Here is a 26,806-nt window from a genome sequence, read left to right on the forward strand (position 1 = left end):
TATTGTTTGGTTGAAAGCCAGCAATCACAGTTTTCAAGAAACCGTGATTGCTGGCTCTTTTGATTTTTATTTAATGGATTTCTCTGTGCTATATGTTAAATACAGAAGAACCATTAGTTTGTATTACATATTCAAAAGTGATTTCATCGTTATAATCTCCTCGCTTGTCGTCTTTTAATGCAAGAATTTTTATTGCAGCATAAAATCCATTTATATTTTGTAACACGACAATTTGGTTAATAATTGGAGTCCTAATTCTTGATGAACTATCATATATGCGAGCATCAGCTATTTGGTTAATATCCGATAAATCTTTAACTAAGGCAACTGTTGATACACTTGCGGAATCGTTGTATATGTGAATACTTCTATTGCTTGCTTTAGAAAAGCATAATTCAAACATTAATTCATTTTGACCAATACAATATCGTCCATTGTTATTTGAATAATCAAAAGTTACAAGTCCTTTTACCGCCGGAGAAACGTATTTCTCATTTGAGGGTATAAATCTTTGTTTTGCAAAATCTTTTATATTCTTAAATGGATTTTTTCCAATAGGAGGAATAGGTAATACTGGTTCATCAAGAATATCTCTTAATAATTCTTCATATTTTGATTCATATAGATTAGAATCATTGAAATCAATATATTGTCTTCCACCTAAGAATATAGGAACTTTTTTAGTTGTATCATTGTTTCTAATAAGTGGGATAACCCAATTTGAATTTTGGTCTTGAATGTACTCTGCTGATATTATCTGTTTTTCATATCCAGCTCCACCTTTACCCTCATTGGCTTTTGTTACATATTTTTCTGAACATATACAGATTACTCTTTGTGATTTAGAAAGTCCTTGTTCCATAAATGCAGCCAAATCGCTACCTAATTTTAAATTCCATCTATCTAAGATTATATCAACTCCATTTGAACGTAATCTTATAGCAAGTTGTAGAACCCACTCTTTATGCTCTTCATTGTCATGTGAGTAAGATACAAAAACTTTTGGTATCATAGTTCCCTTTTATTTGATTGATTTACACAAAAATAAAATATAAAACTAATATGAGCAAATTTTAGAAACCAAACTTTATACGCTAATATAGAATCTTTAATTCTTTGAAATTTTAGATTCCACTATCTGCATATCCCTTAATATTGTTTGGTCTAATACCTTTGCGTAGTGCTGTGTCATTCGGGTGGATGAATGCCCCAGCATTTTAGCCACGTTCGGCAGTGACACGTTGTTAGCCAGTGCGATAACCGATGCGAAACTGTGGCGGGCTGTGTGCGTGGTCAGGTTCTTTTTGATTCCACACAGGTCGGCAATCTCTTTCAGGTAACTGTTCATCTTCTGATTGCAGGGAACAGGCAACAAAGTTCCTTTATCCATGCAGTAGGGGTTATCCTTATATTTTTCAAGTATCTGTTTGGGAATGCTCAAAAGCGGGATGTTACAAAGGTTGTTTGTTTTTTCGCGGGGTTTCACTATCCACAGGTTGCCGTTGCTGTCCTCTGAAATATGTTCGGGGCGCAGATTATACACGTCTATGAATGCCAGCCCGGTATATACGCAAAAGATAAAAACATCCCGTACCAGTTCCAGCCGTTCAATCCTGAACTCTTTCTGCCATATCCGGTTAATCTCGGCTTGGCTTAGGAACTGTTTGTTTACCTCTACCTCGTGAAACTTGATTCCGGCAAACGGGTTCTTTGTCAGCCACTCGTTGGCAATGGCAAGGTTTATCACTTTCTTGAAGCATTTCATGTACCGGATAACGGTGTTCTGTGCGCAATGTTTCTCCGTCTTTAGGTATAAATCGAATTTACGCACCAGTTCTCCGTTTACCTCACGCAACAGCATATCATCTACCTTGTAGTCACGTCTAACCAGTTCCATGAGATATTTAAGGCAGTTATCGTAACGTCTTACGGTGATGTCGGCATAGTCCGTCCCGATTAGCTTCCGGCAGTTGTCGTTATGCTCCTTGAACACATTGTATAATGTCTTGAAAGTCTCGTCCTTTCCCTGATAGCGGTTCACTATGGCACGTGCGGAGATAATCTTTCCCTCCAGTTCCAAGTCTTGGTAAATCTGATAGAATTTTACACGCAGGGCGTCAATGTAATGGTTAAGTTCCACGGAGTTTCGGTCTTTGCCTGTCGATTTCTCTTTTTCCTGCGACCAAAGTGGGACTTTTACGCTCCGCTTTAGTTGAAGTTCCACGTATAGGCGGTCATAAGTGACACGCACACGCACGGGTGCTTCCCCGTTTTTTAACAGTTTGCTACGCTTGATGAAGAACAACACGCTGAATCTTTTTCTTTCCATACGGCTCAATTTTTAATGATACAAAGTTAGGAAATCGAACCGAGAACCCTGTTATGTAAAATAGCGCAACAAGCTGTAAAAGAATGAAGTAAACACCTCGCAGTGGAACATTTCGGGCTTTTAAAACCAGTCCCTTGAATAAGGACGTATAGTTTGCTCCAATCCCACTAATTTTACCTATTTTTGGAAAAGAAAAATCCCCGAATTTCTTTGAAATTCAGGGATTTACATCATTTTTCTTTCTTAAAAAGTGGTGCCACCAGGAATCGAACCGGGGACACAAGGATTTTCAGTCCTTTGCTCTACCAACTGAGCTATGGCACCGTTGTTTTGTTTAACGGGTGCAAAGATATGGATCTTTTTTGAATCTTGCAATAGGTGGAGTCGCTTTTTATTGAATTTTTATTCCTCCAAAGAATTCCAACCTTGTGCTTTTAGTTCGACTTCGCCTCCATCACGGCCTACCAGGTAGTTACCGAGATCTGGTTTTGTAATATGACCGATTATTTTAACACCTTTCATTTCAGATACTTTGTCATGATCGATGAGAGGAACAGTGAAAAGTAGTTCATAGTCTTCACCACCATTTAAAGCTGCGGTTACCAAGTTCATATTAAATTGTTCAGCCATTGCAGCTGTTTGATAATCGATAGGAATTCTATCTTCATATACACGACATCCGACATTACTTTCTTTTGAAATGTGTAAAAGTTCGGAAGAAAGACCGTCTGATATATCCATCATTGCTGTTGGGATAATCCCTGCATAACGAAGCATCTCGATAATATCTTTACGTGCTTCCGGTTTTAACTGGCGTTCCAATAGATATTCTTTGCCTGTAAAATCTGGAGTGAAATCTTTTTCACCTTTAAATATCCGTTTTTCTCGTTCTAATAATTGTAATCCCATATAAGCAGCTCCTAAATCACCGGAAACACATATCAAATCCGTTTCCTGGGCTCCACTGCGAAGAACAACTTTGTCTTTTTCTCCTTCCCCTATGCAAGTGATACTGATGCAAAGTCCTGTTAAAGAAGCAGAAGTATCTCCTCCGACAATGTCAACTCCATACACATCACAGGCCAGCTTTAGCCCAGCATAAAAATCTTCTACATCTTCAACAGAAAAACGTTTGGAGATGCCAAGTGATACAGTGATCTGCTTAGGCAGACCGTTCATTGCATAAATATCGGAAAAATTTACAACAGCCGATTTATATCCGAGATGTTTTAGAGGTACGTAAGTCAAGTCGAAATGAATACCTTCCAATAATAGATCGGTGGTAACAAGCACTTGTTTATTCTCATAGGAGAGGATTGCAGCATCATCGCCTACGCCCTTTATCGTACTATTGTTCTTTATTTCAATTCTATTAGTCAGATGACGAATCAAACCGAATTCGCCTAATGTTGATATTTCTGTCCTATTACTCATATTTGTTTTGTAAAATATTATTTTTGGGGAATGTGATAATATGTTTTTTTATTGTCTCATCAAAACTCTGCCCATTGCAAAACTGGATTACAATCGGTAGATAATATAAAAAATTCTTCCAACTTTCCGGAACAAGAGGATTGTTTTTTAAACGTGCTGCATCTTTTTCTGTTACTAAAATTAGTTTTCCCGGTGAAGTCATCTTTTCGAATGCCACCTCCAATTTTTTGAAATCTGATTTGCTAAATGTATGATGATCGGGAAAAACCATCGGTACCACTTTGTTTGAATACTTTTCTGCCTCACGAATAAATGGAGCGGGAACTGCAATACCCGATATCAATAAAATATCATCTTCTTTTCCTATATTTTTATGGTTTAAGAAACAAGCTTTCGAGGGGAATACAGGTTTGACTTTCCCATAAACGATGCTGGTAAAGAAAAGTAACTGATGAGCCCGCAACTTCATATTTTCTTCAATAATACGAAAATCGATCGGCTTCATATCTTCTTCGCATTTAGTAACAACCACTATATCTGTTCGGTTTATATTACTTATCGGTTCTCGCAGATATCCAGTAGGCATTAGTTTGTCATTGTAAAATAGACGGTGACAGTCACTCAACACGATCGAAAGGGAGGGGGTCACATACCGATGTTGATATGCATCGTCTAACAGAATTACTTCAGGTTTATCTTTTTCAGGGAGGGACAAAAGATTTTGAATCCCCCGGCGGCGATTAGTATCGACAGCAACAAGTATATCCGGAAATTTGTTTTTCATTTGAAAAGGTTCATCCCCGATCTCCCAACTGGAACTTTCTGAGTCAGCAAGAATAAACCCTGATGTTTTTCTTTTGTACCCTCGGCTTAATACTGCAATGCGATACTTGTCTTTCAGCAAGCGTATGATGTATTCTGTATGGGGAGTTTTCCCCGTTCCTCCTACAGATAAGTTCCCTATGCAAATTACAGGAATAGGGTATTGTTCGGAATGTAAAATACCCCAATCAAAAAGTCGATTTCGCAACCACACCCCAATTCCATATAAAAAGGAAAGAGGAGCCAGGCAGGAATAAAATTTTATTTTGTCATTTTTTTGCATGTAACTTCTTATCTGCTGACAAATATAGTTAACTTATCGGTGGGCTGTCAGTTTTTTATTTGTTTTTTGCCAAAAACAACTTAGATAGCCACTCGAGATCTGGGTGTAAGAGGCACAGACATCCGGGTGTGGGAAAGATGCAGACCCGGGCCTTCGCGGATCCCTGCCGGAGATGAGGGGATGTTTATCTGCTATGTCAGGGACACTTTTATGCCCTGTTTTTACATCTTATCCAGCGGAAAAGGGCGTCTTTTTCGAAGGCAAAATCCATCGCGACCTTGTCTTTTCCCATGTGCCTGAAACGGCGGTAAGCCATATTGGACTTCATCTGTCCGAAGACCACCTCCGGTTCAACGCACCACCTTCAGCCCCATCTTCTCCGCCCGTTGCAGCATAAAAGCATGGGCGGCTTCATATTCGTTCGGGATCACTCCGTCAAGAATCGCATTCTTGATAGCTTCTTTCAGAATACCGACCGGCTGGGAAGGGGGAAGCCCAAATGTTTCCATGATCTCCTCTCCTGTCACAGGCGGCTGGAAATTGCGCACACGGTCTTTCTCTTCTATGGCGGCAAGCTTACTGCGAACTTTTTGAAAGTTGTTCAGGAAACGGCGTACCTTTTCGGGGTTCTTGCTCGTGATATCCGCTTCGCAAAGCTTCATCAAGTCGTCTATATCGTCACCTGCATCAAACAACAGGCGGCGGATGGCCGAATCCGTAACCTCATCGTCCGACAAAGCAATCGGGCGCATATGCAGGCTGACCATCTTCTGGACATATTTCATCTTCTCGTTCATCGGCAGTTTCATCTTGCGGAAGATACCGGGAATCATCTTCTCGCCGATAAAATTATGATTGTGGAATGTCCACCCCAGGCGCGGATCGAAACGTTTCGTCACCGGCTTGGCTATATCATGGAAAAGGGCACTCCAGCGCAACCACAAGTTATCAGTGGTCTTACTCAGGCGGTCAAGCACCATCAGCGTGTGGGCAAAGTTATCCTTATGCCCTATCCCTTCCTTCGTCTCCACTCCTTTCAAAGCGCAAAGTTCTGGGAAGATCAGAGGCAACAGTCCGCAACGGTCCAGCAAGTCGAAGCCGACAGAAGGTTTCGGCGAGAGGACGATCTTGTTCAATTCATCGACAATACGTTCTTTTGAGATAATCGAGATACGCTCCTTGTTTCGTTCGATCGCATCGAAAGTGTCGGGATCGATAAAGAACCCTAACTGGCTGGCAAAACGGACAGCACGCATCATACGCAACGGATCGTCACTAAAGGTAATATCCGGGTCGAGCGGAGTACGGATCAGCAAATTGTCCATATCGGTCAAACCATCGAAAGGGTCGACCAACTCACCGTACCGGTCCTTATTCAAGCAAAGTGCCAGGGCATTGATCGTAAAGTCACGACGGTTCTGGTCATCTTCGAGTGTCCCGTCTTCGACAATCGGTTTCCGGCTATCGTGTGTATAGGACTCCTTACGAGCACCGACAAATTCAAGTTCCAAGTCACCTGCCTTCACCTGCGCCGTACCGAAGTTCTTGAATACGGACAAATAAGCCCCCCTTCCCAATTTCTTAGCGACAGCTTTCGCCAGTTCGATGCCGCTCCCGACGGCCACGACATCAATATCTTTAGAAGGGCGATGCAGAAATATATCCCGCACATAGCCACCTATCACATATGCCTCAATCCCTAATTCGTCTGCTGCTTCCGAAATCAGATGAAACGCCTTCGCCGAAATATGGTTTAATATCTCTCCTTGTTCTATATACATATATATATTGTTTATTTATAAATAATGATTTATTGGCATGGAACCTGGATGACATGGCCATACAAAATAATCGTCATTTGCAGGGGCAGGGCTCTACTCTGCCCATCGAATCCGGCAAGGCGGACTTTATTTCCATTGGGCGGAGTAGCCCCCCCCACGAGACACCATTATTTTATTGCACACCCATAAATCAGCATTTATCGGGCAAAGATAATTAAATTCTTGCGGGGATGCTAATTCTCTCTTTTTCCAATATCTTTGCATCGGATAATAAGAAGTAGACAATTAAACAATTATCATAATGAAAAAGTCAGCAATCTGTATAGCACTTGCAGCCGTGGCATTGTCCGGTTGTAACAATGACGAGAAGAATGCACAGGCAAAGTTGGACAATGCCAGAAGCATGTATGAACGGAATGAGTTCTTTGCTGCCAAAAGTGAAATAGACAGCATCCGTATCCTGTATCCGAAAGAGTTCAAGGTAATTCGGGAAGGTCTGACACTGATGCGCCAGGTGGAACAAAAGGAAGCGGAACGCAACTTGGCTTTCTGCGACAGTCTGATTCCTGTCAAGCAGCAGGAACTGGAAGGGTTGAAGAAAGGTTTTAACTTCGAAAAGGATTCTGCTTATAATGAAATCGGAAATTACGTATCCAAGCAGCAAACTATCGAACGTAATATCCAGCGCTGCTATATTCGTTCCGGTGTAAACGAGAAAGGAGAAATGTACCTGGCAAGTGTTTATTTCGGAGGCAAGCCAATCAATCATACCGGTATCAAGCTGAGCACGCAGGACGGCCTTTTTGCCGAAACGCCTGCCATCCCCTACGACGGCGGCTTGAACTACCATTTCAAGGATTTAGGGAATACGACTGAAGTAGTAACCTATCAGGGAGAGAAATGCGAAGATGCCGTCAAGTTCATTTTTACCCATAAAGGAGAGCGCATCAAAGTCGAATATACAGGCGGAAAGCCTTACATTCTCTATATTGCCGATGCGGATAAGAAAGCAATCGCTTCGACGTATGAACTGGCTGTCGTATTAAGCGACATCGAAAAACTGACGAAAGAAAAGGAAAAAGCCATTAAAAAGTTGGCTTATTTAGAAAAGAAACTTTCAGGCGAGAAATAAAACTTCTCCAGCAAATACTAAAAAGGCGGCTCCCTTTGCAGGAGGCCGCCTTTTTAGTTATAAGATCATTGTTCTTATTTTACAATCACTTTGTAAGTGGTGTCACCTTCAACTGTTACCAATACAATGCCGGAGGTAGCAGGCATTGAGAAGTATTCAGAGTTTGCTCTGCGAACACCGATTGTTTGTCCTAAGATGTTGGACAATGTAATCATTTTACCGGAAGCATTCGTCACGATAACCTGACCGTCATTGCTGATCACCTTGATTTCGGAGACGTTCATCTCTTCGTTGGCTGTCGGAGCGGAAGCAGTTTGTACCTCGAATGCGACAGACGCGAATCGTTCCAACACGACAGAGTTACCCACGATGCCGACATATGGATATCCGCCCTTCAATTGCTGCTGGTTCTCCAAGATATAACCGCCATGCTCATTCACCTTAAAGGCGAACAAAGCCGGACTGTCTTTCACCGTCTTGACTGTATCCGGCAAGAACATAGCATTCTTGTAGGCCTCAGCACTTATGCCATTCACCGTCGTGTCCTTGAAAGACAAATAGTAACGAGTACCGTCCACTACCGAGGATATGAAGTAGAGCTGTTTTCCTGCAACTACCGTGTCCGGTTCCACCCACAAGCTGAAGTTATCTTTCTCATAAACAGCTTTTGTGATTTCACTACCTTCCGCCTTCATTTGGGCAAAACGGTTGAGCGGATTCATCACCAGCGAATTGCCATCGACAGAGATACGCTTGTGTCCAGCTTCAAAAGAGGCGTATTCAGGGGCATCTTCCGGTGCAAGGTTCACATTCGTCCACTGGTCCGTCAATTGCAGGTTGGAAGAATTAATGTCGATTCCGACATATTTGCCGTCTTCTGTCATCATTGCATATTGCATCAATCCGGCCGGGTGAATCCGGAAGCGGAACCGGAGAGCAGCGGCAGACGTGGAGAACTTCAAGAATTCCTTTTCTTCATCTTTAGCGATTTTTCCATCCACGAAATAACCGCCTACCTCATAGGTGATCTCGGAGATCTCGTCGCCCAACAACTTGGCTCCGGCAACAACGGTCGTATCGACCGGATACAATTTAAACAAGTTCATATCCACTGCGCTGCCTTTTAAAATAGAGTCGTTTGTGTACATAAATAAATCCGGCACACCGGGAGTCGACGTGAAGAGACTCATATAATATCCCTTATCGACCAGTTCCTGTTCAGTCGGGGCAAACGAGCCGATGAATTTGTCTTTCAAATCTACCCCTACTTGCTTGACTGAAATTGTGTCTTGACCAATTAGGTACGCACTTTCCATCCCCGGCACTTCAAATATTTGCTTGTTCTGAATCAATGCCGTGTTTGATTCACGATCCACGATCGTATACTTGCCATTGTTTTCCTTGACAATCCATTGTCCGCGTGGACGAGTCAGGACCGGAACGCTGTCACCACCGAAAAAGACACCTTCATTGTCTTTATAAGCCACATAATATTTGCCACCTTCAACATCTTTGCTTGCGCTCTTGAGGTAATACACGCCGTCACCATCGGGCAGCGTTGTCGGTGTGCCTTGTCTGGAAGTAATCAACGGGAGTGCACCTTGTTCGATCGTTCCATCTGTGCCAACCCTCGAAACTGTCAATACTTTCTTATTGCCGGTCTGAGCATAAACGACACGGACATCACCGACCACTTCGCTCAACGATTCACCATTTACATTTGGAGCCGCTTTTACATACATTGCAATGGAATCGTTCTTCAAGTCGATCGTAAACTTGAACTGCTGGAAATTTGCATTCCCAACTGTATGGACACCTGCTAATGCTTTATAAGTCGAATCAGCCTTGAAATTAGCACCAAAAACATCATTTGCATTGGTGATCGTAACCTTCGTCGTATCAACCCCTAACAACTTCGATTTGCCGTCCGAGAACACCTCATCACCTTTGATTTGAAGGGTAACGTAGCCCTTATCGGCATCCACATCTTTCGCTATCAGTTCTTTTCCTTCGAAGATATTTCCTTCATATTTATCTCCGAAAACCAATTGGAAAACGGTAAAACCATTACCAAGCGACTCGGCGTTCAAAGGAAAGTTTATTTTTGGGGTTTCAAAGCTAACTTCCGTCCCTACTCCCCCCTTTTTCATTGCAAACTGGCCATCATTTCCAACACCTATCACCAAATAATCGGTCGTTCCAGGATAGTATCCTTTTAACTTATTGCCATCCATCTGCCAGCGATTGATTCCTTTAGCCGAAAAGTCCAAAACTGGGGTAGGTTCATCTTTAGGAGCAAAAGCCAAATAAGCATTAGTCGCTTTGTTCCTTATCTGATAGGTAGCCACTCCGTTGACAATCTGTTTATCAACGATCTGCCATAGGGCAGAATCGAGTTGCGCCTTAGTCAAATTCTCCTCATCAACAGCCTTCATGATTACGGAGTCTGCTTTGGATCCATGTAAAGACAAAGCAAGATTTTTCATTTTCAAATAACAATAATCCTCGGTAGTCTCTAATTTAGGGATCGAAATCGTTTCTGCCGACAATGTTCCTGCCACCATCAAGGCGACAGCCAAAGATGTAAACTTTTTATTCATAAGCAATTCTTTTAAATTATCTTTTTATCAAACATTGACAAAGATAGGAAAGTTCTATTTCACAAAATTATAATCTACTATAAAAGATACTTACATCCGGGCATAATGTACAAAAACGCCATTATCCATGCCATAATAAAAAAGGCCCGTCACCGAAGTGACGAGCCCGGAATCATTTTCTCTTATAATCAAATAATAATACTAAAGTAATGAAATAAAGTTCTTAATATCTTGTACTTATATCTTTCTTGTTAATTATTATAATGATTGACAAAGATAAATCTTTTTGTTCAAAATTTTATCCTTCAAAAAGACTCCTTACAAAACCTATCGATTATTGAACAAACCCTTTTCTTTTCAGGACAAATCAGTTATCAGCCCGATGCACAGTGAGTTGCGGGAACGGGAAGTTGATGCCTTTTTCATTGAATGTTGCATAAACCTCCTGATTGATTCCGAAATAAACATTCCAATAATTCGGGCTTTCCACCCATACACGGACAACAATATTCACACTGCTGTCTGCCAACGCATGCAAGGCAATGAAAGGAGCCGGATCAGCCAAAATCCGAGAGTCACGGGCAAGAATCGTTTGGATCACCTCCTTTACTTTATCATAGTCTTCACCATAATCGACACCAAACGTCCAGTCCACTCGGCGGGTAGTCTGCCGGCTGAAGTTCGTGACCGCTCCACTACTCAACGATCCATTCGGGATATACACCATCTTATTATCAGGTGTCGACAGAATCGTGTGGAAAATCTGGATTTCCTTCACCGTTCCGCCTGTACCCTGTGCCTCTATATAGTCACCGACTTTGAAAGGCTTGAACAAAAGAATAATCAATCCACCCGCGAAGTTCGCCAGATTACCGCTCAAAGCCATACCGACAGCGACACCTGCAGAAGCAAGAAGAGCGGCAAAAGAAGTTGTTTGTACACCCAAAGCACCGACAACCGAGATGATCAATAGAATAGTCAGGACAACATTTACCAGGCTTCCGACGAAACTCTTGACTGAAGGATCGATATCGCGTTTCAGCAAAACCCGTTTTATCAGTTTATTCACCAAGTTAATCAGGAGACGTCCGACTATAAAAACCAAAAACGCCTTGATAAGCGTCCATCCCAACGCCGCCCCTTGCGTCATCAGGGAATTCAAAATACCTTCCAAACCATGTGAAAGATCAATTGCTGTTACAATCATAATTACTATATTAATGGAAATTCATACTAATTACATAACAATCATTCATTCCAAAAGTATTAGAAATTGTAGCAAAGGTATAAAGTTTTTTTATTCGAATAAAGAACCAATTTTATTATGTAGTTTTGCAAACGGTCAGATAACAGATATAAACGATAGAGAATGAGGACTTTCTTGATTATTATAGGTTTGTTCCTGTTTATAGGAAACAGCTTTGCGCAATCATACGAAGAATTAATAGAGAAAAGCTATGACTTCGTGGATAAAGGTGACTTGGTGTCCGCAGAAGAGAGCCTGAAAGCAGCTATGCGCAAAGAACCGGCTAACCCGCTGAACTATGCCCTGCTTACGAACCTCGGAACCATACAACGCCGGCAGGGAAAGTTGGAAGACGCACTCATCTCCTATACTTCCGCACTAAGCGGGCATACAAAGAATATCACCATTCTCGAAAACCGAGCTTCCCTTTACACCGAGCTGGGAGAAACAGAAAAGGCATTGAACGATTATAACACGCTTTTGATAGAAGATCCGGAACATCAGGAAGCGCTTTATTGCCGCGGGCTGCTCTATATACAGCTACAAAATTATATGTGGGCGGAACAAGATTTCGACAAGATCCTGGAAGTAAACGAGAAATCGGTCCGCGCCCGCCTCGGTCATGCCATTTTGGAAAAGATGCGCGGGAACTATGACGAAAGCGAACGGATATTCAACTACCTGATCAGCGAAATGCCCCGTGACTGGGTCCTCTACGAAGGACGGGCGGACTTGTATTTCATGATGGGAAAGAATGCACGGGCAATGGCTGATATAGAAAAGGTCTTCGTCGAAAGCGAACCGACAGCCAATCTCTATGTGCTGAGAGGCAAAATCAAGCTGGCACAATACGAAAAAGAACGGGCAGCCCTTGATTTCAAGAAAGCCGAATCGATGGGATATAATAAAGAAGTTATCAAGGAATTGATGAAACTCGCCCAACAATAAACAAGCAAACATTTTCTAACATACTTAAATCATCTTACTTATTATGCAGAAAGACACTAAACGCAATTTTGCGCTCGATGTACTGCGGGTACTAGCCTGCTATATGGTAATCCAAGTACACACCGGAGAGTTTTATTATATCGGCCCGATCGGGGATGTGATAAAAGGAGAGAATGCTTTTTGGGTAGACCTTTACAACTCTGTCTGCCGATCGGCTGTTCCTCTATTTGTGATGCTGACCGGATATTTCCTTCTCCCTGTAAAAGATGAGCCGGCACAATTCTTCCGCAAACGTTTCACACGTGTAGTCATACCTTTTATATTCTGGTGTATCGCTTACTCTTTCTACCAGTTCTTCCGGGGACAAGTGGACTTTACAACCGCCTGTACGAATATCCTCAAAATCCCGGTAAACTTCGGGACACAAGTGGGGCATCTCTGGTATGTCTATATGCTGATGGGACTATATCTTTTCGCTCCTATCATTTCACCTTGGTTAAAAACAGCTTCTCGAAAGAGCATCGAGCTATATCTTGGAATATGGGCGTTTACTTTGTGCGTGCCTTATATCCATCTGTTATTTCCGGATATATTAGGGGAATGCTTCTGGAACGGGACTCCGATGTTATACTATTTCTCCGGGCTGCTGGGATATATGGTATTAGCTTATTATCTACGCACATATGCTTCAGAACGGAAAAGCTGGAACCTGCCGGTGGGCATCGCTTTATTGGTAGTGGGCTATTTCATCACCTGGTACGGCTTCCACGAACGGTTATCGACAGCCGAATATGTTCCTCAATTGGAAATCACTTGGGGATACGAGACAATCAACGTGGCAATGGTGGCTACAGGTATTTTCCTGTTGATCAAGAATATCCGGATCAAGAGCCCAGATTCATCCTGCGGAAAGTTAGTTACGGATATATCGATTAAGAGTTACGGAATTTACCTAATACACATCATGTTGCTGAACCTGTTCTATGACTTGTTGAATAATCTGTCCGACAGTGCCATGATTAAGATTCCAGTAATCGCACTCTGCACTTTCATTACTTCTTATCTAATGATCAAAGCCCTTTCCTATCTGCCAAAGAGTAAATACATAATCGGATAACCGAAGAATAGAGAATTGACAATTACTTGCAGCCAATTTGAACAACGCGAAGCTAAATTGTCAATTCTCCATTATTAATTGTCAATTGTTAATAATGTAGTCGACAATCCATGCACCGACCTCTTTTGTGCCATATTTTGCACCACCTTCCACCTGGATTTCAGGGGTACGGACATTAGCGTCCAGAGAAGCATCCACAGCCTCGCGGATCAAAGCACCTTCCGCCTTGCACCCGAAGTACTCAAACAGCATGGCAACCGAAAGAATCTGTGCCAACGGATTGGCAATATTCAATCCTTTAGCCTGCGGCCATGAACCATGAATCGGTTCGAATACAGGAGTGCTTTCGCCCGTCGAAGCAGAAGGGAGCAAGCCCATAGAACCGCTGATACAAGAGCCTTCGTCAGTAAGGATATCACCAAACGTATTCTCCGTTACCATGACATCAAAGAATTTGGGTTCCTGGATCATACGCATGGCCGCATTATCGACATACATATAGTCAGTCTGAACCTCCGGATAAGAAGGAGCCATCTCTTGTGCGATTTGGCGCCACAGACGAGAAGAAGCCAGGACATTTGCCTTATCGACTACCGTCAGATGTTTTTTCCGTTTCATGGCGTATTCGAAACCGACTTTCAAGATACGCTCGATCTCAGGGCGTGTGTACATATTGGTATCGTAAGCCTTATCGTTGTCCTGATATTTCTCCCCGAAATACATGCCTCCCGTCAGTTCACGGATACATAGAAAATCCGCACCATCCACCAAGTCTGCACGAAGCGGAGACTTGTGCAGCAGGCACTTAAAGGTTTGTACGGGACGGATATTCGCAAACAACCCCAGTTTCTTGCGCATGGCCAGCAACCCCTGTTCAGGACGCACTTTAGCTGTCGGATCGTTGTCGAACTTCGGATCACCTACAGCAGAGAAGAGGACAGCATCCGCTTCTTTACAAATCTCATACGTTTCTTTTGGGAAAGGATCTCCCACCTTGTCGATAGCATCAGCTCCGCAAAGAGCATATTCATAACGGACTTCATGTCCGAATTTCTTACAAACGGCGCTCATCACATCCACACCTTGTGCAGAAATTTCAGGACCGATCCCGTCACCGGGAAGTACAGCTATATTCAAATTCATATCATAAATAATTTATTAATTTACCATTCCGTTATCAGCACAGTTATTGGCAAACTATTCTATTCTCTTTTAAAATAAACGTATTTGGGTTCTGTCGGGACATAGTTTTCGTCATCCCACAATGTACTTGTTATCATCAGGTCAGCACTATACCGGTTACAGGCGATAGGCACGTTATGAACACGGCACTGGCGAAGTAACATTTGGATATCGGCCTCATGCGGCTGCGGGTTCAAATCGTCGATCAGGAATACGGCAAGGTCTATTTCTTTCCGTACTACCATCGCTGCAATTTCGGCATCTCCACCCAGCGGACCGGAATGCATACAGGCGATATCCGCCGGAACACCTTTTTCTTCCATTGCCTTCCGAACCAAATTTCCGGTTGTTCCGGTACATACGATGTGATGATGGGACAGAAATTCAGCATTGTGAACAGCCCATTCTACCATGTCAGCCTTCCGGTTGTCGTGCGCAACAAGCGCAATCGTTAACTTCTTCATAACTTCAATATTAATAATTAATAATTTGCCAATGTACTAATATCTCAACTTTTCATTCATCGGTACATCGGCATATTAGCAAATTGGCACATTATTATTGTTCTATCTTGTTCAGCATCTTCAGTGTCGCCTTGATAGCAGCCTCTGTCTGGTCTGCATCAAGACCACGGGTTTTAAAATCCACTCCGGCATAATTCCAACTAATGATGGTCTGCACAAAGGCATCAGTCCGTCCGCCGGGCGGTATGGAAACGGAATAGTTGGTCAGCATCGGGAAAGGACGCCCCAAATCAGTATATATCTTCCGCAGAGCACGTACGAAAGCATCATATTGTCCGTCACCCGAAGCCGATTCCTGGTAAGCTTCACCATTGATCTCTATCTTCAGCGTTGCGACCGGTTTCAATCCCTGCGCTAAAGACAAGGAATAATTCAGTATGCGGATACGCTGATCGGCCATCGTATCGTGATGGAGCACATCGCTGATAATATACGGAAGATCCTCCGTCGTAACCATTTCTTTCTTATCACCCAGCTCGATGATCCGCTCGGTCACTTTACGCATAGAGTTCTCGTCGATATCGATTCCCAACGATTCGAGGTTCTTGCGGATATTCGCTTTGCCGGAAGTTTTGCCGAGCGCATATTCGCGGACACGACCGAAACGTTCAGGCAGGAGGTCGTTACAATACAAGTTGTTTTTGCTGTCGCCGTCAGCATGGACACCGGCACATTGCGTAAAAACGTGTTCCCCGATAATCGGTTTGTTAGGCGGGATATGAACGCCGGAGAAAGTTTCCACCAGACGGCTGGCGTAATTAATCCGCTCTTCCTTGAGCGTCGTCCCTACTCTCAACTGGTCTTTCAGCACGGCAAGTACACTGCTAAGCGGAGCATTCCCGGCACGTTCTCCCAATCCGTTCAACGTGGTATGAAGTCCTTCTATACCGGCACGGACAGCGGAGTAAACATTCGCTACCGCCAGATCGTAGTCGTTATGAGCATGGAAATCGAACTTCAGGTCCGGATAACGCGTAACCATATCCTTACAATACTCGTAGGTATTGCCAGGGTTTAGGATACCGAGTGTATCAGGCAACATGAAACGCTGAATCGGTAGGTCACGGAGCGAATCGACTGCCTGGAAGACATATTCAGGCGAGTTCTTAATACCGTTCGACCAATCTTCCAGATAAACGTTCACGGCGATCCCCCGTTCTGTTGCCAAATCGATGACAGAACGTATATCGGCAAAATGCTGTTCGGGAGTCTTACGAAGCTGTTCCGTCACATGCTTGTAAGAGCCTTTACAAAGCAGGTTTACCACACGACAACCCGCCGCTTCGATCCAATTCAACGAAACATCGCCATCCACAAAACCGAGCACTTCGAGCTTCTGAATGTTCCCGGTACGTTCCGCCCAGGAAGCCACGCGCTTCACGGCCTCAAACTCGCCGTCCGAGACACGCGCAGAAGCGATCTCCAGACGGTTCACACCCAGATCGAGCAATGCCTGTGCAATGCTCAGCTTCTCATGCGCCGCAAAAGAAACTCCCGATGTCTGTTCCCCGTCGCGCAGGGTGGTATCCATTATTTCTATCATAATTACACTATTTTGTCAGTATGAACATTGCACGCAGATAACACAGATTTAAACAGATGACCGCAGATTTTCTTTTTTATCGTTTGAATAAACTTTTCGTTTTATTTGCGGACGTTCTCCAAAGTTCAATAATAAACCCACTTCAATATTTGTTGCTTTCAAATAATTTATCAGTTGCAATTCATGCTCTTTACACAGACAATCTACAGCTTTCAATTCCAGAATAATATGACCATTTACTATCATATCGGCAAAATACTCTCCGACAAGAGTTCCTTGGTAATATACGTTTATTTTTTGTTGAGCCGAACAAGCATATCCTCTCTTACATAACTCCAAATACAAAGCATTCTGATATACACGTTCCAAAAAGCCATACCCCAATGCATTATATACATCATAGAATGCAGCAATAATCCCGTCCGTTTCTTCTTTAAATAAATAATCTGCGATCATCTGTTCAATCTGCGTCATCTGCGTGCCATGTTAATCGTTATTTCTCAAAACTTCGAATGCTTCGATCTTTTCCTTATTGGATAACAAGTAGTCGATGTCATCGAGACCGTTTACCAGACAGTCTTTTTTGTAAGCATTAATGTCGAAATGCTCGCTCTTGCCCGTGGCCTTGTTGGTAATGGTTTGGGCAGGCAGGTTGACTTCGACTTCCGTTTTCGGATCGGCAAAAATCGAGTCGAAAAGCTCGGCCAAAAAAGGTTCACTAACCACCACAGGAAGAACAAAGTTATTCAGTTCATTGTTTTTGTGGATATCCGCAAAGAAACTGGATACGACTACGCGAAACCCGTAATCTGCAATCGCCCAAGCAGCGTGCTCGCGACTGGAACCCGAACCGAAGTTCTTCCCTGCCACCAATATCTGTCCACTATAAGTCGGATCGTTCAGAACAAACGATTCTATTTTGTTGCCCTGCTTATCGTACCGCCAATCGCGGAAGAGGTTTTCACCGAACCCCTTTTTGTCGGTTGCTTTCAAGAAGCGGGCAGGAATGATCTGGTCCGTATCCACATTCTCAAGAGGAAGGGGGACGCAAGTCGATGTTATGATGTTGAATTTCTGTTTCATTATTCTTTCCTTTTAGATTTATATTCTCTGTAGATATCAAAAGAGCCTAAGATAAAGGCTAAAAACCTCTCGGATCGGTAATTTTCCCTGTCACTGCTGCCGCTGCTGCCACTAACGGACCGGCCAGAATCGTACGGGCACCCGGTCCCTGACGTCCTTCGAAGTTACGGTTACTTGTCGAAACGGCATATTTCCCTGCTGGGATCTTATCGTCATTCATTGCCAGACAAGCTGAACATCCCGGTTGACGCAATTGAAAACCGGCTTCTTCAAATATTTTGTCCAGTCCTTCTTCACGAATCTGTGCATCTACCATCCAAGAACCGGGAACCAGCCAGGCGATCACATGATCCGCTTTCTTCCGTCCCTTTACAATGGAAGCAAAAGCGCGGAAGTCTTCGATACGGCCATTGGTACAAGAGCCTAAGAATACATAGTCGATCTTCTTGCCCAACAATGATTCACCCGGTTCGAAACCCATATATTCCAGGGATTTCATAAAAGAAGCTTTCTCCACTTCGCCCATACCTCCGACAGTCGGGATATGTCCAGTGATCCCCATTCCCATACCCGGATTAGTTCCATATGTTACCATCGGTTCGATATCGGCAGCATCAAACAGGATCTCTTTGTCAAACACGGCATCATCACCGCTCTTCAACGTCTTCCAATAGGCAACCGCCTTGTCCCAATCTTCGCCGCGAGGAGCATTTTCACGTCCTTTGAGATAAGCAAATGTTGTTTCGTCAGGAGCGATCATACCACCACGGGCCCCCATTTCGATAGACAAATTGCACAAAGTCAAACGACCTTCCATCGTCAGACTGCGAATCGCCGATCCTCCATATTCAATGAAATAACCGGTCGCACCACTGGTCGTCACTTTCGACATGAGATAGAGGGCGACATCCTTCGCCGTTACCCCTTTTCCAAGATTGCCTTCCACACGGATACGCATGGTTTTCGGCTTTGCCTGCAAGATACACTGGGAAGCCATCACCATTTCCACTTCACTGGTTCCGATACCGAAAGCGACAGCACCGACTGCTCCATGGGTAGAGGTATGAGAGTCGCCACAGACAATTGTCATCCCCGGCAAGGTCAGTCCGCGTTCCGGGCCTACCACATGAATAATACCATTCCGTTCATCCATCATTCCATAATGAGTCAAACCGAATTCGGCAGCGTTTTTTGCCAACGTATCGACCTGGTTCTTCGAAACAGGATCTTCGATCGGTTTATCCTGATCATGTGTCGGCGTGTTATGGTCCGGCATACAATAGATACGTTCCGGACGGAGCGGTTTCAAACCACGTGCACGCATACCGGCAAAGGCCTGCGGACTGGTTACTTCATGACAGTACAACCTGTCTATATAAAGCTGTGTGGGTCCCTCTTCGATCATCGTCACCACGTGGGAATCCCAAATCTTGTCAAATAATGTATTCATAATTGTCAATTTACTTCACAAATTTATTAATTGCATCGATAAATGCCTCTACAGAAGCCGCTATAATATCGGTATTGGCTGCAAAACCGTAATAACGGTTTCCTTCGTATTCGACCTGCATATGTACTTTACCCATGTCGTCGCTACCTTTGTTGATCGCCTGGATCAGGAATTCCTGGATCGTCATCGTACGGTGGATAATGGATTTCACAGCCTTAATGGCCGCATCGACAGGACCGTTACCGGAAGCGGCTGCTTCGAACTTCTCGCCTGCGATATTCAGACAAACACTGGCCACAGACTGCAAACCGACGCCGGAGGTTACCTGTAGATATTCCAGCTTGATGCGGTGCATAGCTGTACGATCCTTACCGGCAAGCATCAGGACATCGTCGTCGTTGATATCTTTCTTGCGGTCGGCCAATTTCAAGAATTCATCATAGACCTTATCCAACTTTTCCTGAGACAGTTCGACACCCAGCACCTGCAAACGGTGTTTCAATGCAGCCCGTCCGCTACGGGCAGTCAGCACGATTGCATTATCGTCGATACCCACCTCTTTCGGGTCGATAATCTCATAACTCTCACGATTCTTCAAAACACCGTCTTGGTGGATACCCGAAGAATGAGCAAACGCGTTACGTCCGACGATCGCCTTGTTTGGCTGGATCGGCATATTCATCAGGCTTGAAACCATACGGCTGACCCCGTATATCCGGGTTGTGTTGATATTGGTAATAATCTCACGTTCCTTATGACTCTTGAAAATCATAGCGACCTCTTCCAGGGAGGTATTACCGGCCCGTTCGCCAATACCGTTCATAGTGACTTCCACCTGGCGTGCACCATTCAAGACACCCTGTACAGTGTTGGCAGTAGCCATCCCCAAATCGTTATGACAGTGGGTAGAGAGGATAGCCTTCTCGATGCCATCCACATGTTCCATCAAATATTTGATTTTTGCCCCATATTCGTCCGGCAGGCAATAACCGGTCGTATCTGGGATATTGACAACAGTCGCACCGGCTTTAATGACCGCTTCTACCACACGTGCCAGATATTCGTTGTCCGTACGTCCGGCATCTTCACAATAGAACTCGATGTCTTCCACGTATCTTTTGGCATACTTAGTTGCGGCAATAGCTCGTTCCAAAATCTCTTCCTGGTTCGAGTTGAACTTATACTTGATATGATAATCAGACGTTCCGATACCCGTATGAATACGTCCATGCTTCGCATATTTCAATGCATCGGCTGCCACATCAATATCTTTTTCCACCGCACGGGTAAGCGCACAGATTGTAGGCCATGTTACGGCTTTCGATATTTCAACAACACTATTGAAATCGCCCGGACTCGATACGGGGAAACCGGCTTCTATCACGTCTACTCCCAGTTCTTCCAGTGCTTTGGCTACCTGAATCTTTTCAATACTGTTTAACTGGCAACCCGGCACCTGTTCGCCATCACGCAACGTCGTGTCGAAAATAAATAATCTGTCTGACATAGTTCTTATCGTCTTAAATTTGTTAATACCTTTTTGTAAGTTGATTGAATAAAAAAAGCCTCTCTCACAAGGAAGTGAGAAAGGCTTTTTCATATCTTAATGCCCAGCAAAGCATACACAGTCTCACTTCCTATCCCGTTCCCAGAGTAGAATAATGTTTAGAGAAATAATGAGACTATTTAGCATTGCCTGTTTCATGTTGTCCTTTTAACTTGTTTTTGTTTGAACGCTGCAAAGATACAGCCTTTTTTCAAACCACCAAATATAATTCGAAGTTTTTTATCGATGTTTTCTTATAAAACGTAAGACAAATACAGCCAAACAACTTCAATTCATAATAAAAAATCTACTAATCAAGCTACATCTCCTATTTTTCAAGGCTTCTTTATGGAGAATTGATCCAACACCTTCCCGTCCACATCCACGACCTCTATTTTCAGTTCTTTCGGATCGGCAGTTGCTTTCAGGACAGCTGTATTGGAATTGACGATAATCGGGAACGGCGTCTGAACCGTTGCATCCTGATGAATGAAACGATGGAGATGGCCGCACAGCATCACATCCGGCTTGGCATCACGCAGCAAAGGCATGAATTTCTGCTCCACTTCCAAGTTTCCATGCCATCCACCAATCGGAGGAATATGGGCTACGACGATCTTAAACGGCGCTTCTTTATATTCTTTGCTATTCAATACCTGGCGCAACCATTCGGCCTGTTCCGTCCGGTATTCGTCGTAAACCGTTATGCCGGCATATTCGATATCGGAATCCGGTTTATCCTCTCCCGTATCGAGGATCACGAAACAGATCGGACCTTGCCGGAACGTGTAGTAGATATTTTCTTCTTTCGGAGAAAAATAGCGCTGGAACTCAGTTGCAAAAGCACCGCGTGTTTCGTGGTTACCTCTTGTATAATACATCGGAATTTCAGAGGCAAACAACTTGGTTGCCGTATCCATAAAACCATCGAAGATATGATTTTCCTCATTGAAGACTGACACCATATCGCCGTTGAAAAGGAAAAAATCCGTCTTTTTCAGATCACATTTGGAAACCAGGTTCGTCAGTACGTCATTCTTGCCATGTATATCATTTACCATTGCAAACGAAACAGAATTATCCCCTGGATCACTTGTCTTGAACATCAGCGGTTTTTTAGAGTAGACATCAGTCGAGGCATAGTTTCCATAGATGATCTTATGTCCGATATGGCTCAATACTTCCTGTACGAAGACGCGATAACGATAGTTCGTCCCCGGTTTAAGCCCTTTAATCTTCACGGTATGGATCGTAGAAGTATTCTTTACTCCATTACGGGCATCATAATATTTAGGACGTTCAGTAGCATAAAAGTTCGTATCATCATCCGGCGCCAACTCCACCCAACCGACAGATGGCTTATCCGACAACCATACGATCGTCACTTCATCAGGCCCCAAATTCTGCAAATAGGGACCATGCACTAACTGGATCTTTGACTCGACCGCTCCTGCAAGGCAAACCGACAGCCAGAGGAACGCTATTAAAATTTGAAACTTCTTCATGATATAATCAGGTAGTATTTATATGTTACAAAAGCAAAAGGACGCCTGTCACTGCCACCAGCGACAAGCATCCCTTTCACAAAAGATAGTAACTCATTGTGATTTATATTGGCAGTGAGCCACACAGGAGTTTTAATTGTTTTCCGGGCGCAATTTGCGAACGACTGCACCTGCACGCCACATTTCGCTTTCGCGCAATGCCGCCAGTTCTTTTTCCAAACCTTCGCGATAATCCGGTTTGCTGTTCGTATCGATAGAACGCTGTGCTTCGTTGCCACAGGCGACCTCCCGATATAATTTCTCAAATACAGGCTTGACAGCATCATGGAACGGGCCCATCCAATCCAAAGCGCCGCGCTGTGCAGTTGTCGAACAGTTTGCATACATCCAGTCCATGCCGTTTTCTGCGAACAGCGGCATCAAAGACTGTGTCAGTTCTTCCACTGTTTCGTTGAATGCTTCGGAAGGTTCGTGGCCGTTTTCACGCAATGTCTCATATTGAGCTAACAACAAACCCTGGATAGCACCCATCAAAGTACCGCGTTCGCCGGTCAAGTCGGAATACACTTCCTTTTTGAATGTCGTTTCGAACAGATAACCGGAACCGACACCGATACCCAGTGCGATTACCCGATCCCATGCTTTGCCCGTTGCATCCTGGAAGATTGCGTAGCTGGAGTTCAAGCCACGTCCCTGCAGGAACATACGGCGCAATGAAGTACCCGAACCTTTCGGAGCGATCAGGATCACGTCTACATCAGCAGGAGGGATGATGTTGGTACGTTCCTTGTAAGTGATAGCGAAACCGTGAGAGAAATACAACGCCTTGCCCGGAGTCAGGTATTTCTTGATGCGCGGCCAGCATTCGATCTGAGCGGCGTCGGAAAGCAGGACCTGTATGATGGTTGCTTTTTCGCAAGCTTCTTCGATACCGAACAATGTTTCGCCCGGCACCCAACCGTCAGCAACCGCCTTGTCGTACGTCTTACCCGGACGTTGTCCTACGATCACATTGAAACCGTTGTCACGCAAGTTCAAGCTCTGTCCAGGGCCCTGAACACCGTAACCGATCACTGCGATTACTTCATCTTTCAACACTTCTCTTGCTTTTTCCAACGGAAATTCTTCGCGGGTTACTACGTTTTCGTCAACACCGCCAAAATTCATTACTGCCATTTTCTTTTTATTTTAAAATGTATTTAATATAATTGTTTCTATTTCCATGTAACGGCAGCGCGACAGATCGCTTTGCCTTCGTTACAGATTGCCATATCGTATTTTCCGGAATCAGCCTCCTTCTTATGCAACATGAGTTCCATCCCATACTTGCCTTCAGACTGGTAGGCGATTTCGAAACGTTTGATATCTTTTGTCTTGAACAAATCCAGGTCGAACAGGTCCAAAAGATGTTCCATATACTTAATGCTATTCAAGTGCCCGTTGATGTCGAGGTCACTGTACTTGATGATATATGGGAATCCTTCCGTATCTTGCTCCACAGCCGCAATCTTTCCCGGCTTCTCGATCGGGCAAGGACGGTCTGTGACATAAGCACTCAGCCCAGCAACATCCAATAAGGTCGGCCGGCGTGTTTCTACATCGATAGCCGCCCAAATAGAGCGGGCGTAGCCGAATGTCTTACCACCAGCATTCACCAACTCGAAACAACGGCTGGTAAAGAGGCGGCCGACTTCGTCCACCCAGGTATACAGTGTTATGGGTTCGGACATGGCAGGATATTCGATCATTTCGATTGCCAGACGGGAAAGTACCCAGGCCGTATGCCGTTCCGACATATCGTTGAAGCCGAATCCACGCTCGGCAGCATGGCTGGAAGCGACATGGATCAGGTAGTTCCCGATCATCGGGATCGTGACACGTCCACGGAAATCCAACAGGTACGGTTCTGTGACGAAATGAAATTCTCCTACTTTGTTTTTGTCCATGATTCTACTGTTTAATGGGGGGCGGGCAGCCCCCGCCCCCTACGTTATTGTTGCTTGTTTTGTTTTTCCTGTAACTTGCGTTCCATATCGGCCAACATATCACTCAACCGTTCGACACGGCTTTTGGTGATCGCAACGCGCCCGGAACGGATAAACTGGAGGACACCGATCGTTTCGCTCAACTCTTTGAAGAGAGCCTGCGTCTCATCGTAATGCCCGCTCTTTTCGAGCACGACACACGTTTCGTTCATTTCCAGAATACGGGCGTTATACTTGCGGATCAGATCCTCGACCGTCCCCATTTTGATAAACAGTTCGGTGCTCAGTTTATAAAGAGCGATCTCCTGGAAAACCAGGTCTTCATCCGTATTGTAATAAGCTTTCAGTATATCCACCCGCTTGTCGATCTGCTTCACGACCTTGTCGATCATATCTTCATCGGCAAATGTCGTGATCGTAAACTTGTGTATGCCCTGTATGGCAGAAGGTGAAACGGAAAGCGTCTCGATGTTCAACTGCCGGCGCGTAAAGATAATCGTAATCTGGTTCAGAAGACCTACTGTATTCTCTGAAAAGATAATAACGGTATATAATTTTTTTGTTGTCATAGCTTCACCTCCTTACTTATCTCCTAATATCATATTTGTCACGCTTCCTCCGGCAGGAACCATCGGATATACCATACCGCAGGTTTCCACGTTGGCAACCAACACATACGCCCCGTCATGGTTCAACATCTCGGTGATCGCCTCATCCAGTTCCTCCCGTTTTTCCACAGCACGGCTGGCAATGCCGTATGCTTTCGCGATCGCAACGAAATCCGGATTTTCCATGATCGTATTCGAATAACGTTCGTGAAAGAACAACTCCTGCCACTGGCGTACCATCCCTAAAAAATTATTATTGAGGATAATGATTTTCACGTCCAGCTTTTCCTGCATGATGGTTCCCAACTCCTGGATCGTCATCTGCATCCCACCGTCGCCGGTAAAGAAGCAGACAGTACGGTCAGGCGCACCGAACTTGGCCCCCATAGCGGCAGGAAGACCGAACCCCATCGTCCCTAAGCCACCTGAAGTAACCACACTACGGGAACGTTTATATTTGAAATAGCGAACCCCCATCATCTGGTTCTGTCCGACATCCGTCACTAAGATAGCATCGTTGCCGGTTGCCTCGGACACTTTTCGGACGACTTCGCCCATTCTCAGCTGACCGCTTGCCGGACACAGTTCCTTTTCGATCACCTTTTCATACTCTTCCTGTGCATCCGGCTCAAACTCGGCATTCCACTCCGGACGTTTCCGTTCTTCCAACAAGGCTGTTATCATCGGGATGGTATGTTTGGCATTTCCGAGCACCTTCACATCAACCGGTACATTCTTCCCGATCTCCGAGTTGTCGATATCCAAATGAATCACTTTCGCCTGTTTGGCGTATGTCTTCAAATCACCTGTGACACGATCGTCGAAACGCATACCGATAGCGATCAGCACATCGCATTCGTTGGTCTTCCTGTTCGGTCCGACATTGCCATGCATACCGAGCATCCCCTTATTCAAAGGAAAATCGGAAGGCAACGCCGACAAACCAAGAACGGTCGAACCGGCGGGAATGTCATTCTTCACCAGAAATGCTTTCAGCTCTTCTTCGGCACCTCCCAGTAGGACACCTTGTCCGACCAGGCAGAAAGGTTTCTCCGCTTTATTGATCAATGCAGCAGCTGCCTTGATCCGATCCTGGTTGATATCCGGTTCCGGCTGATAGCTGCGGACATAATCCACTTTCTTATATTCATACTCCACCAATCCTACCTGGGCATCCTTTGCCAGATCGAGCACGACAGGTCCCGGACGTCCGGTAGAAGCAATATAGAAAGCACGTGAAACAGCCCATGCAATCTCTTCCGGTTTACGGATTTGGTAGGCCCATTTGGTGATCGGCTGCGTAATGCCGATCACATCGACTTCCTGGAAAGCATCGGTTCCGAGCAATGGAGAAGGAACCTGTCCGGCGATGACCACCATAGGCGTGCTGTCCATCAACGCATCAGCAATGCCGGTGATGGTATTCGTCGCACCGGGCCCTGAAGTAACCAACGTCACTCCTACTTTACCGGATACGCGGGCATACCCCTGTGCAGCATGCGTCGCCCCCTGTTCATGACGCACCAAAACATGTTTCAATTTATCCCTGTAATCGTACAAACTATCGTAAATAGGGATCGCCTGTCCGCCGGGATAACCGAAAATCGTATCTACTCCTTCAGCAATCAGTGACTTCAGTAAAGCCTCCGAACCGGTTATCTTATGTTTCTCCATATCTCTCTTTATTT

The 26,806-nt window shown here is 44.5% G+C and carries 22 protein-coding genes, 1 tRNA gene and 1 pseudogene; 3 read left to right on the top strand and 21 right to left on the bottom strand.

Annotated features, from left to right (window positions below; genetic code table 11):
* Positions 1-88: 88 nt before the first annotated feature.
* The 7 genes and pseudogenes from NQ564_RS12540 to NQ564_RS12565 form a co-directional block, all read right to left on the bottom strand.
* Entirely contained in the window at positions 89-1,012 is a 924-nt protein-coding gene (locus tag NQ564_RS12540; RefSeq protein ID WP_008149800.1) for a toll/interleukin-1 receptor domain-containing protein, read from the bottom strand.
* Between the two features lie 96 nt (positions 1,013-1,108).
* Complete coding sequence (locus NQ564_RS12545) at positions 1,109-2,329, bottom strand: site-specific integrase (protein WP_008149802.1); 1,221 nt, start codon at positions 2,327-2,329, stop codon at positions 1,109-1,111.
* A 251-nt stretch (positions 2,330-2,580) separates the two neighbouring features.
* Positions 2,581-2,653: transfer RNA gene (locus tag NQ564_RS12550), tRNA-Phe, on the bottom strand.
* 78 nt (positions 2,654-2,731) lie between these two features.
* Positions 2,732-3,763: a thiamine-phosphate kinase gene (thiL, locus tag NQ564_RS12555; protein ID WP_008149804.1), complete on the bottom strand. Its 1,032-nt coding sequence runs from the start codon at positions 3,761-3,763 to the stop codon at positions 2,732-2,734.
* On the bottom strand, positions 3,756-4,868 hold the full coding sequence (lpxK, locus tag NQ564_RS12560; RefSeq protein ID WP_008149807.1) for a tetraacyldisaccharide 4'-kinase: 1,113 nt from the start codon (positions 4,866-4,868) through the stop codon (positions 3,756-3,758). Before lpxK ends, thiL begins: the two co-directional genes overlap by 8 nt.
* 256 nt (positions 4,869-5,124) lie before the next feature.
* Positions 5,125-5,232 (bottom strand): annotated as a pseudogene (locus NQ564_RS19425) (transposase); the annotation flags it as partial.
* The gene (locus NQ564_RS12565) at positions 5,219-6,649 is read right to left on the bottom strand and encodes a CCA tRNA nucleotidyltransferase (RefSeq protein WP_008149809.1); all 1,431 of its coding nucleotides are present in this window, start codon (positions 6,647-6,649) and stop codon (positions 5,219-5,221) included. The gene NQ564_RS12565 and the pseudogene NQ564_RS19425, both read right to left, overlap by 14 nt.
* A gap of 301 nt (positions 6,650-6,950) precedes the next feature.
* On the opposite strand from NQ564_RS12565, the gene NQ564_RS12570 reads away from it, so the two are divergent.
* The gene (locus tag NQ564_RS12570; protein WP_008149812.1) at positions 6,951-7,781 is read left to right on the top strand and encodes a hypothetical protein; all 831 of its coding nucleotides are present in this window, start codon (positions 6,951-6,953) and stop codon (positions 7,779-7,781) included.
* A 74-nt stretch (positions 7,782-7,855) separates the two neighbouring features.
* On the opposite strand, the gene NQ564_RS12575 is transcribed toward NQ564_RS12570, so the two are convergent.
* Complete coding sequence (locus NQ564_RS12575) at positions 7,856-10,381, bottom strand: DUF6383 domain-containing protein (protein ID WP_021862955.1); 2,526 nt, start codon at positions 10,379-10,381, stop codon at positions 7,856-7,858.
* A gap of 367 nt (positions 10,382-10,748) precedes the next feature.
* Positions 10,749-11,531 carry a mechanosensitive ion channel family protein gene (locus NQ564_RS12580; protein WP_227963262.1) on the bottom strand — a complete coding sequence of 261 codons (783 nt, stop codon included), beginning with the start codon at positions 11,529-11,531 and terminating at the stop codon, positions 10,749-10,751.
* A gap of 219 nt (positions 11,532-11,750) precedes the next feature.
* On the opposite strand from NQ564_RS12580, the gene NQ564_RS12585 reads away from it, so the two are divergent.
* Both NQ564_RS12585 and NQ564_RS12590 read left to right on the top strand, forming a co-directional pair.
* Complete coding sequence (locus NQ564_RS12585) at positions 11,751-12,575, top strand: tetratricopeptide repeat protein (RefSeq protein WP_008149818.1); 825 nt, start codon at positions 11,751-11,753, stop codon at positions 12,573-12,575.
* Positions 12,576-12,618: 43 nt separating this feature from the next.
* Positions 12,619-13,692, top strand: coding sequence for an acyltransferase (locus NQ564_RS12590; RefSeq protein WP_008149820.1), 1,074 nt, complete (start codon positions 12,619-12,621; stop codon positions 13,690-13,692).
* 81 nt (positions 13,693-13,773) lie between these two features.
* Here the strand turns inward: NQ564_RS12590 and leuB are convergent, their stop codons facing one another.
* The 12 genes from leuB to ilvB form a co-directional block, all read right to left on the bottom strand.
* On the bottom strand, positions 13,774-14,835 hold the full coding sequence (gene leuB, locus NQ564_RS12595) for a 3-isopropylmalate dehydrogenase (RefSeq protein ID WP_008149822.1): 1,062 nt from the start codon (positions 14,833-14,835) through the stop codon (positions 13,774-13,776).
* Positions 14,836-14,894: 59 nt separating this feature from the next.
* Positions 14,895-15,338, bottom strand: a complete 444-nt coding sequence (locus tag NQ564_RS12600) for a methylglyoxal synthase (protein ID WP_008149824.1) — start codon at positions 15,336-15,338, stop codon at positions 14,895-14,897.
* Between the two features lie 94 nt (positions 15,339-15,432).
* Positions 15,433-16,941 carry an alpha-isopropylmalate synthase regulatory domain-containing protein gene (locus NQ564_RS12605; RefSeq protein ID WP_008149826.1) on the bottom strand — a complete coding sequence of 503 codons (1,509 nt, stop codon included), beginning with the start codon at positions 16,939-16,941 and terminating at the stop codon, positions 15,433-15,435.
* A gap of 48 nt (positions 16,942-16,989) precedes the next feature.
* On the bottom strand, positions 16,990-17,415 hold the full coding sequence (locus NQ564_RS12610; protein WP_008149828.1) for a GxxExxY protein: 426 nt from the start codon (positions 17,413-17,415) through the stop codon (positions 16,990-16,992).
* Between the two features lie 12 nt (positions 17,416-17,427).
* Entirely contained in the window at positions 17,428-18,024 is a 597-nt protein-coding gene (gene leuD, locus NQ564_RS12615; protein ID WP_008149830.1) for a 3-isopropylmalate dehydratase small subunit, read from the bottom strand.
* A gap of 58 nt (positions 18,025-18,082) precedes the next feature.
* Complete coding sequence (gene leuC, locus NQ564_RS12620; RefSeq protein WP_021862954.1) at positions 18,083-19,474, bottom strand: 3-isopropylmalate dehydratase large subunit; 1,392 nt, start codon at positions 19,472-19,474, stop codon at positions 18,083-18,085.
* Between the two features lie 10 nt (positions 19,475-19,484).
* Positions 19,485-20,981 carry a 2-isopropylmalate synthase gene (locus NQ564_RS12625; RefSeq protein WP_008156965.1) on the bottom strand — a complete coding sequence of 499 codons (1,497 nt, stop codon included), beginning with the start codon at positions 20,979-20,981 and terminating at the stop codon, positions 19,485-19,487.
* A gap of 374 nt (positions 20,982-21,355) precedes the next feature.
* Positions 21,356-22,525, bottom strand: a complete 1,170-nt coding sequence (locus NQ564_RS12630; RefSeq protein ID WP_008149837.1) for a metallophosphoesterase — start codon at positions 22,523-22,525, stop codon at positions 21,356-21,358.
* A gap of 132 nt (positions 22,526-22,657) precedes the next feature.
* The gene (ilvC, locus tag NQ564_RS12635) at positions 22,658-23,701 is read right to left on the bottom strand and encodes a ketol-acid reductoisomerase (RefSeq protein ID WP_008149840.1); all 1,044 of its coding nucleotides are present in this window, start codon (positions 23,699-23,701) and stop codon (positions 22,658-22,660) included.
* Positions 23,702-23,739: 38 nt separating this feature from the next.
* Positions 23,740-24,471 (bottom strand): acyl-[acyl-carrier-protein] thioesterase, encoded by a 732-nt coding sequence (locus tag NQ564_RS12640; RefSeq protein WP_008149842.1) that lies wholly within the window; start codon positions 24,469-24,471, stop codon positions 23,740-23,742.
* A 44-nt stretch (positions 24,472-24,515) separates the two neighbouring features.
* Positions 24,516-25,079 carry an acetolactate synthase small subunit gene (gene ilvN, locus NQ564_RS12645; protein WP_008149844.1) on the bottom strand — a complete coding sequence of 188 codons (564 nt, stop codon included), beginning with the start codon at positions 25,077-25,079 and terminating at the stop codon, positions 24,516-24,518.
* 12 nt (positions 25,080-25,091) lie between these two features.
* Positions 25,092-26,792, bottom strand: coding sequence for a biosynthetic-type acetolactate synthase large subunit (gene ilvB, locus NQ564_RS12650; protein WP_008149846.1), 1,701 nt, complete (start codon positions 26,790-26,792; stop codon positions 25,092-25,094).
* Between the last annotated feature and the right edge of the window lie 14 nt (positions 26,793-26,806).

The organism is Parabacteroides johnsonii DSM 18315, from assembly GCF_025151045.1.
In the GTDB taxonomy this organism is placed as follows: Bacteria; Bacteroidota; Bacteroidia; order Bacteroidales; family Tannerellaceae; genus Parabacteroides; species Parabacteroides johnsonii.

Coding starts and splice junctions, on each gene's coding strand:
- thiL (WP_008149804.1), bottom strand. CDS start 3,763: ATGAGTAATAGGACAGAAATATCAACATTAGGCGAATTCGGTTTGATT.
- NQ564_RS12625 (WP_008156965.1), bottom strand. CDS start 20,981: ATGTCAGACAGATTATTTATTTTCGACACGACGTTGCGTGATGGCGAA.
- NQ564_RS12610 (WP_008149828.1), bottom strand. CDS start 17,415: ATGACGCAGATTGAACAGATGATCGCAGATTATTTATTTAAAGAAGAA.
- NQ564_RS12640 (WP_008149842.1), bottom strand. CDS start 24,471: ATGGACAAAAACAAAGTAGGAGAATTTCATTTCGTCACAGAACCGTAC.
- NQ564_RS12630 (WP_008149837.1), bottom strand. CDS start 22,525: ATGAAGAAGTTTCAAATTTTAATAGCGTTCCTCTGGCTGTCGGTTTGC.
- ilvC (WP_008149840.1), bottom strand. CDS start 23,701: ATGGCAGTAATGAATTTTGGCGGTGTTGACGAAAACGTAGTAACCCGC.
- NQ564_RS12575 (WP_021862955.1), bottom strand. CDS start 10,381: ATGAATAAAAAGTTTACATCTTTGGCTGTCGCCTTGATGGTGGCAGGA.
- leuB (WP_008149822.1), bottom strand. CDS start 14,835: ATGAATTTGAATATAGCTGTACTTCCCGGTGACGGGATCGGTCCTGAA.
- NQ564_RS12590 (WP_008149820.1), top strand. CDS start 12,619: ATGCAGAAAGACACTAAACGCAATTTTGCGCTCGATGTACTGCGGGTA.
- ilvN (WP_008149844.1), bottom strand. CDS start 25,079: ATGACAACAAAAAAATTATATACCGTTATTATCTTTTCAGAGAATACA.
- NQ564_RS12570 (WP_008149812.1), top strand. CDS start 6,951: ATGAAAAAGTCAGCAATCTGTATAGCACTTGCAGCCGTGGCATTGTCC.
- NQ564_RS12545 (WP_008149802.1), bottom strand. CDS start 2,329: ATGGAAAGAAAAAGATTCAGCGTGTTGTTCTTCATCAAGCGTAGCAAA.
- NQ564_RS12605 (WP_008149826.1), bottom strand. CDS start 16,941: ATGATAGAAATAATGGATACCACCCTGCGCGACGGGGAACAGACATCG.
- leuC (WP_021862954.1), bottom strand. CDS start 19,474: ATGAATACATTATTTGACAAGATTTGGGATTCCCACGTGGTGACGATG.
- lpxK (WP_008149807.1), bottom strand. CDS start 4,868: ATGCAAAAAAATGACAAAATAAAATTTTATTCCTGCCTGGCTCCTCTT.
- leuD (WP_008149830.1), bottom strand. CDS start 18,024: ATGAAACAGAAATTCAACATCATAACATCGACTTGCGTCCCCCTTCCT.
- NQ564_RS12585 (WP_008149818.1), top strand. CDS start 11,751: ATGAGGACTTTCTTGATTATTATAGGTTTGTTCCTGTTTATAGGAAAC.
- NQ564_RS12540 (WP_008149800.1), bottom strand. CDS start 1,012: ATGATACCAAAAGTTTTTGTATCTTACTCACATGACAATGAAGAGCAT.
- NQ564_RS12580 (WP_227963262.1), bottom strand. CDS start 11,531: ATGACGCAAGGGGCGGCGTTGGGATGGACGCTTATCAAGGCGTTTTTG.
- ilvB (WP_008149846.1), bottom strand. CDS start 26,792: ATGGAGAAACATAAGATAACCGGTTCGGAGGCTTTACTGAAGTCACTG.
- NQ564_RS12600 (WP_008149824.1), bottom strand. CDS start 15,338: ATGAAGAAGTTAACGATTGCGCTTGTTGCGCACGACAACCGGAAGGCT.
- NQ564_RS12565 (WP_008149809.1), bottom strand. CDS start 6,649: ATGTATATAGAACAAGGAGAGATATTAAACCATATTTCGGCGAAGGCG.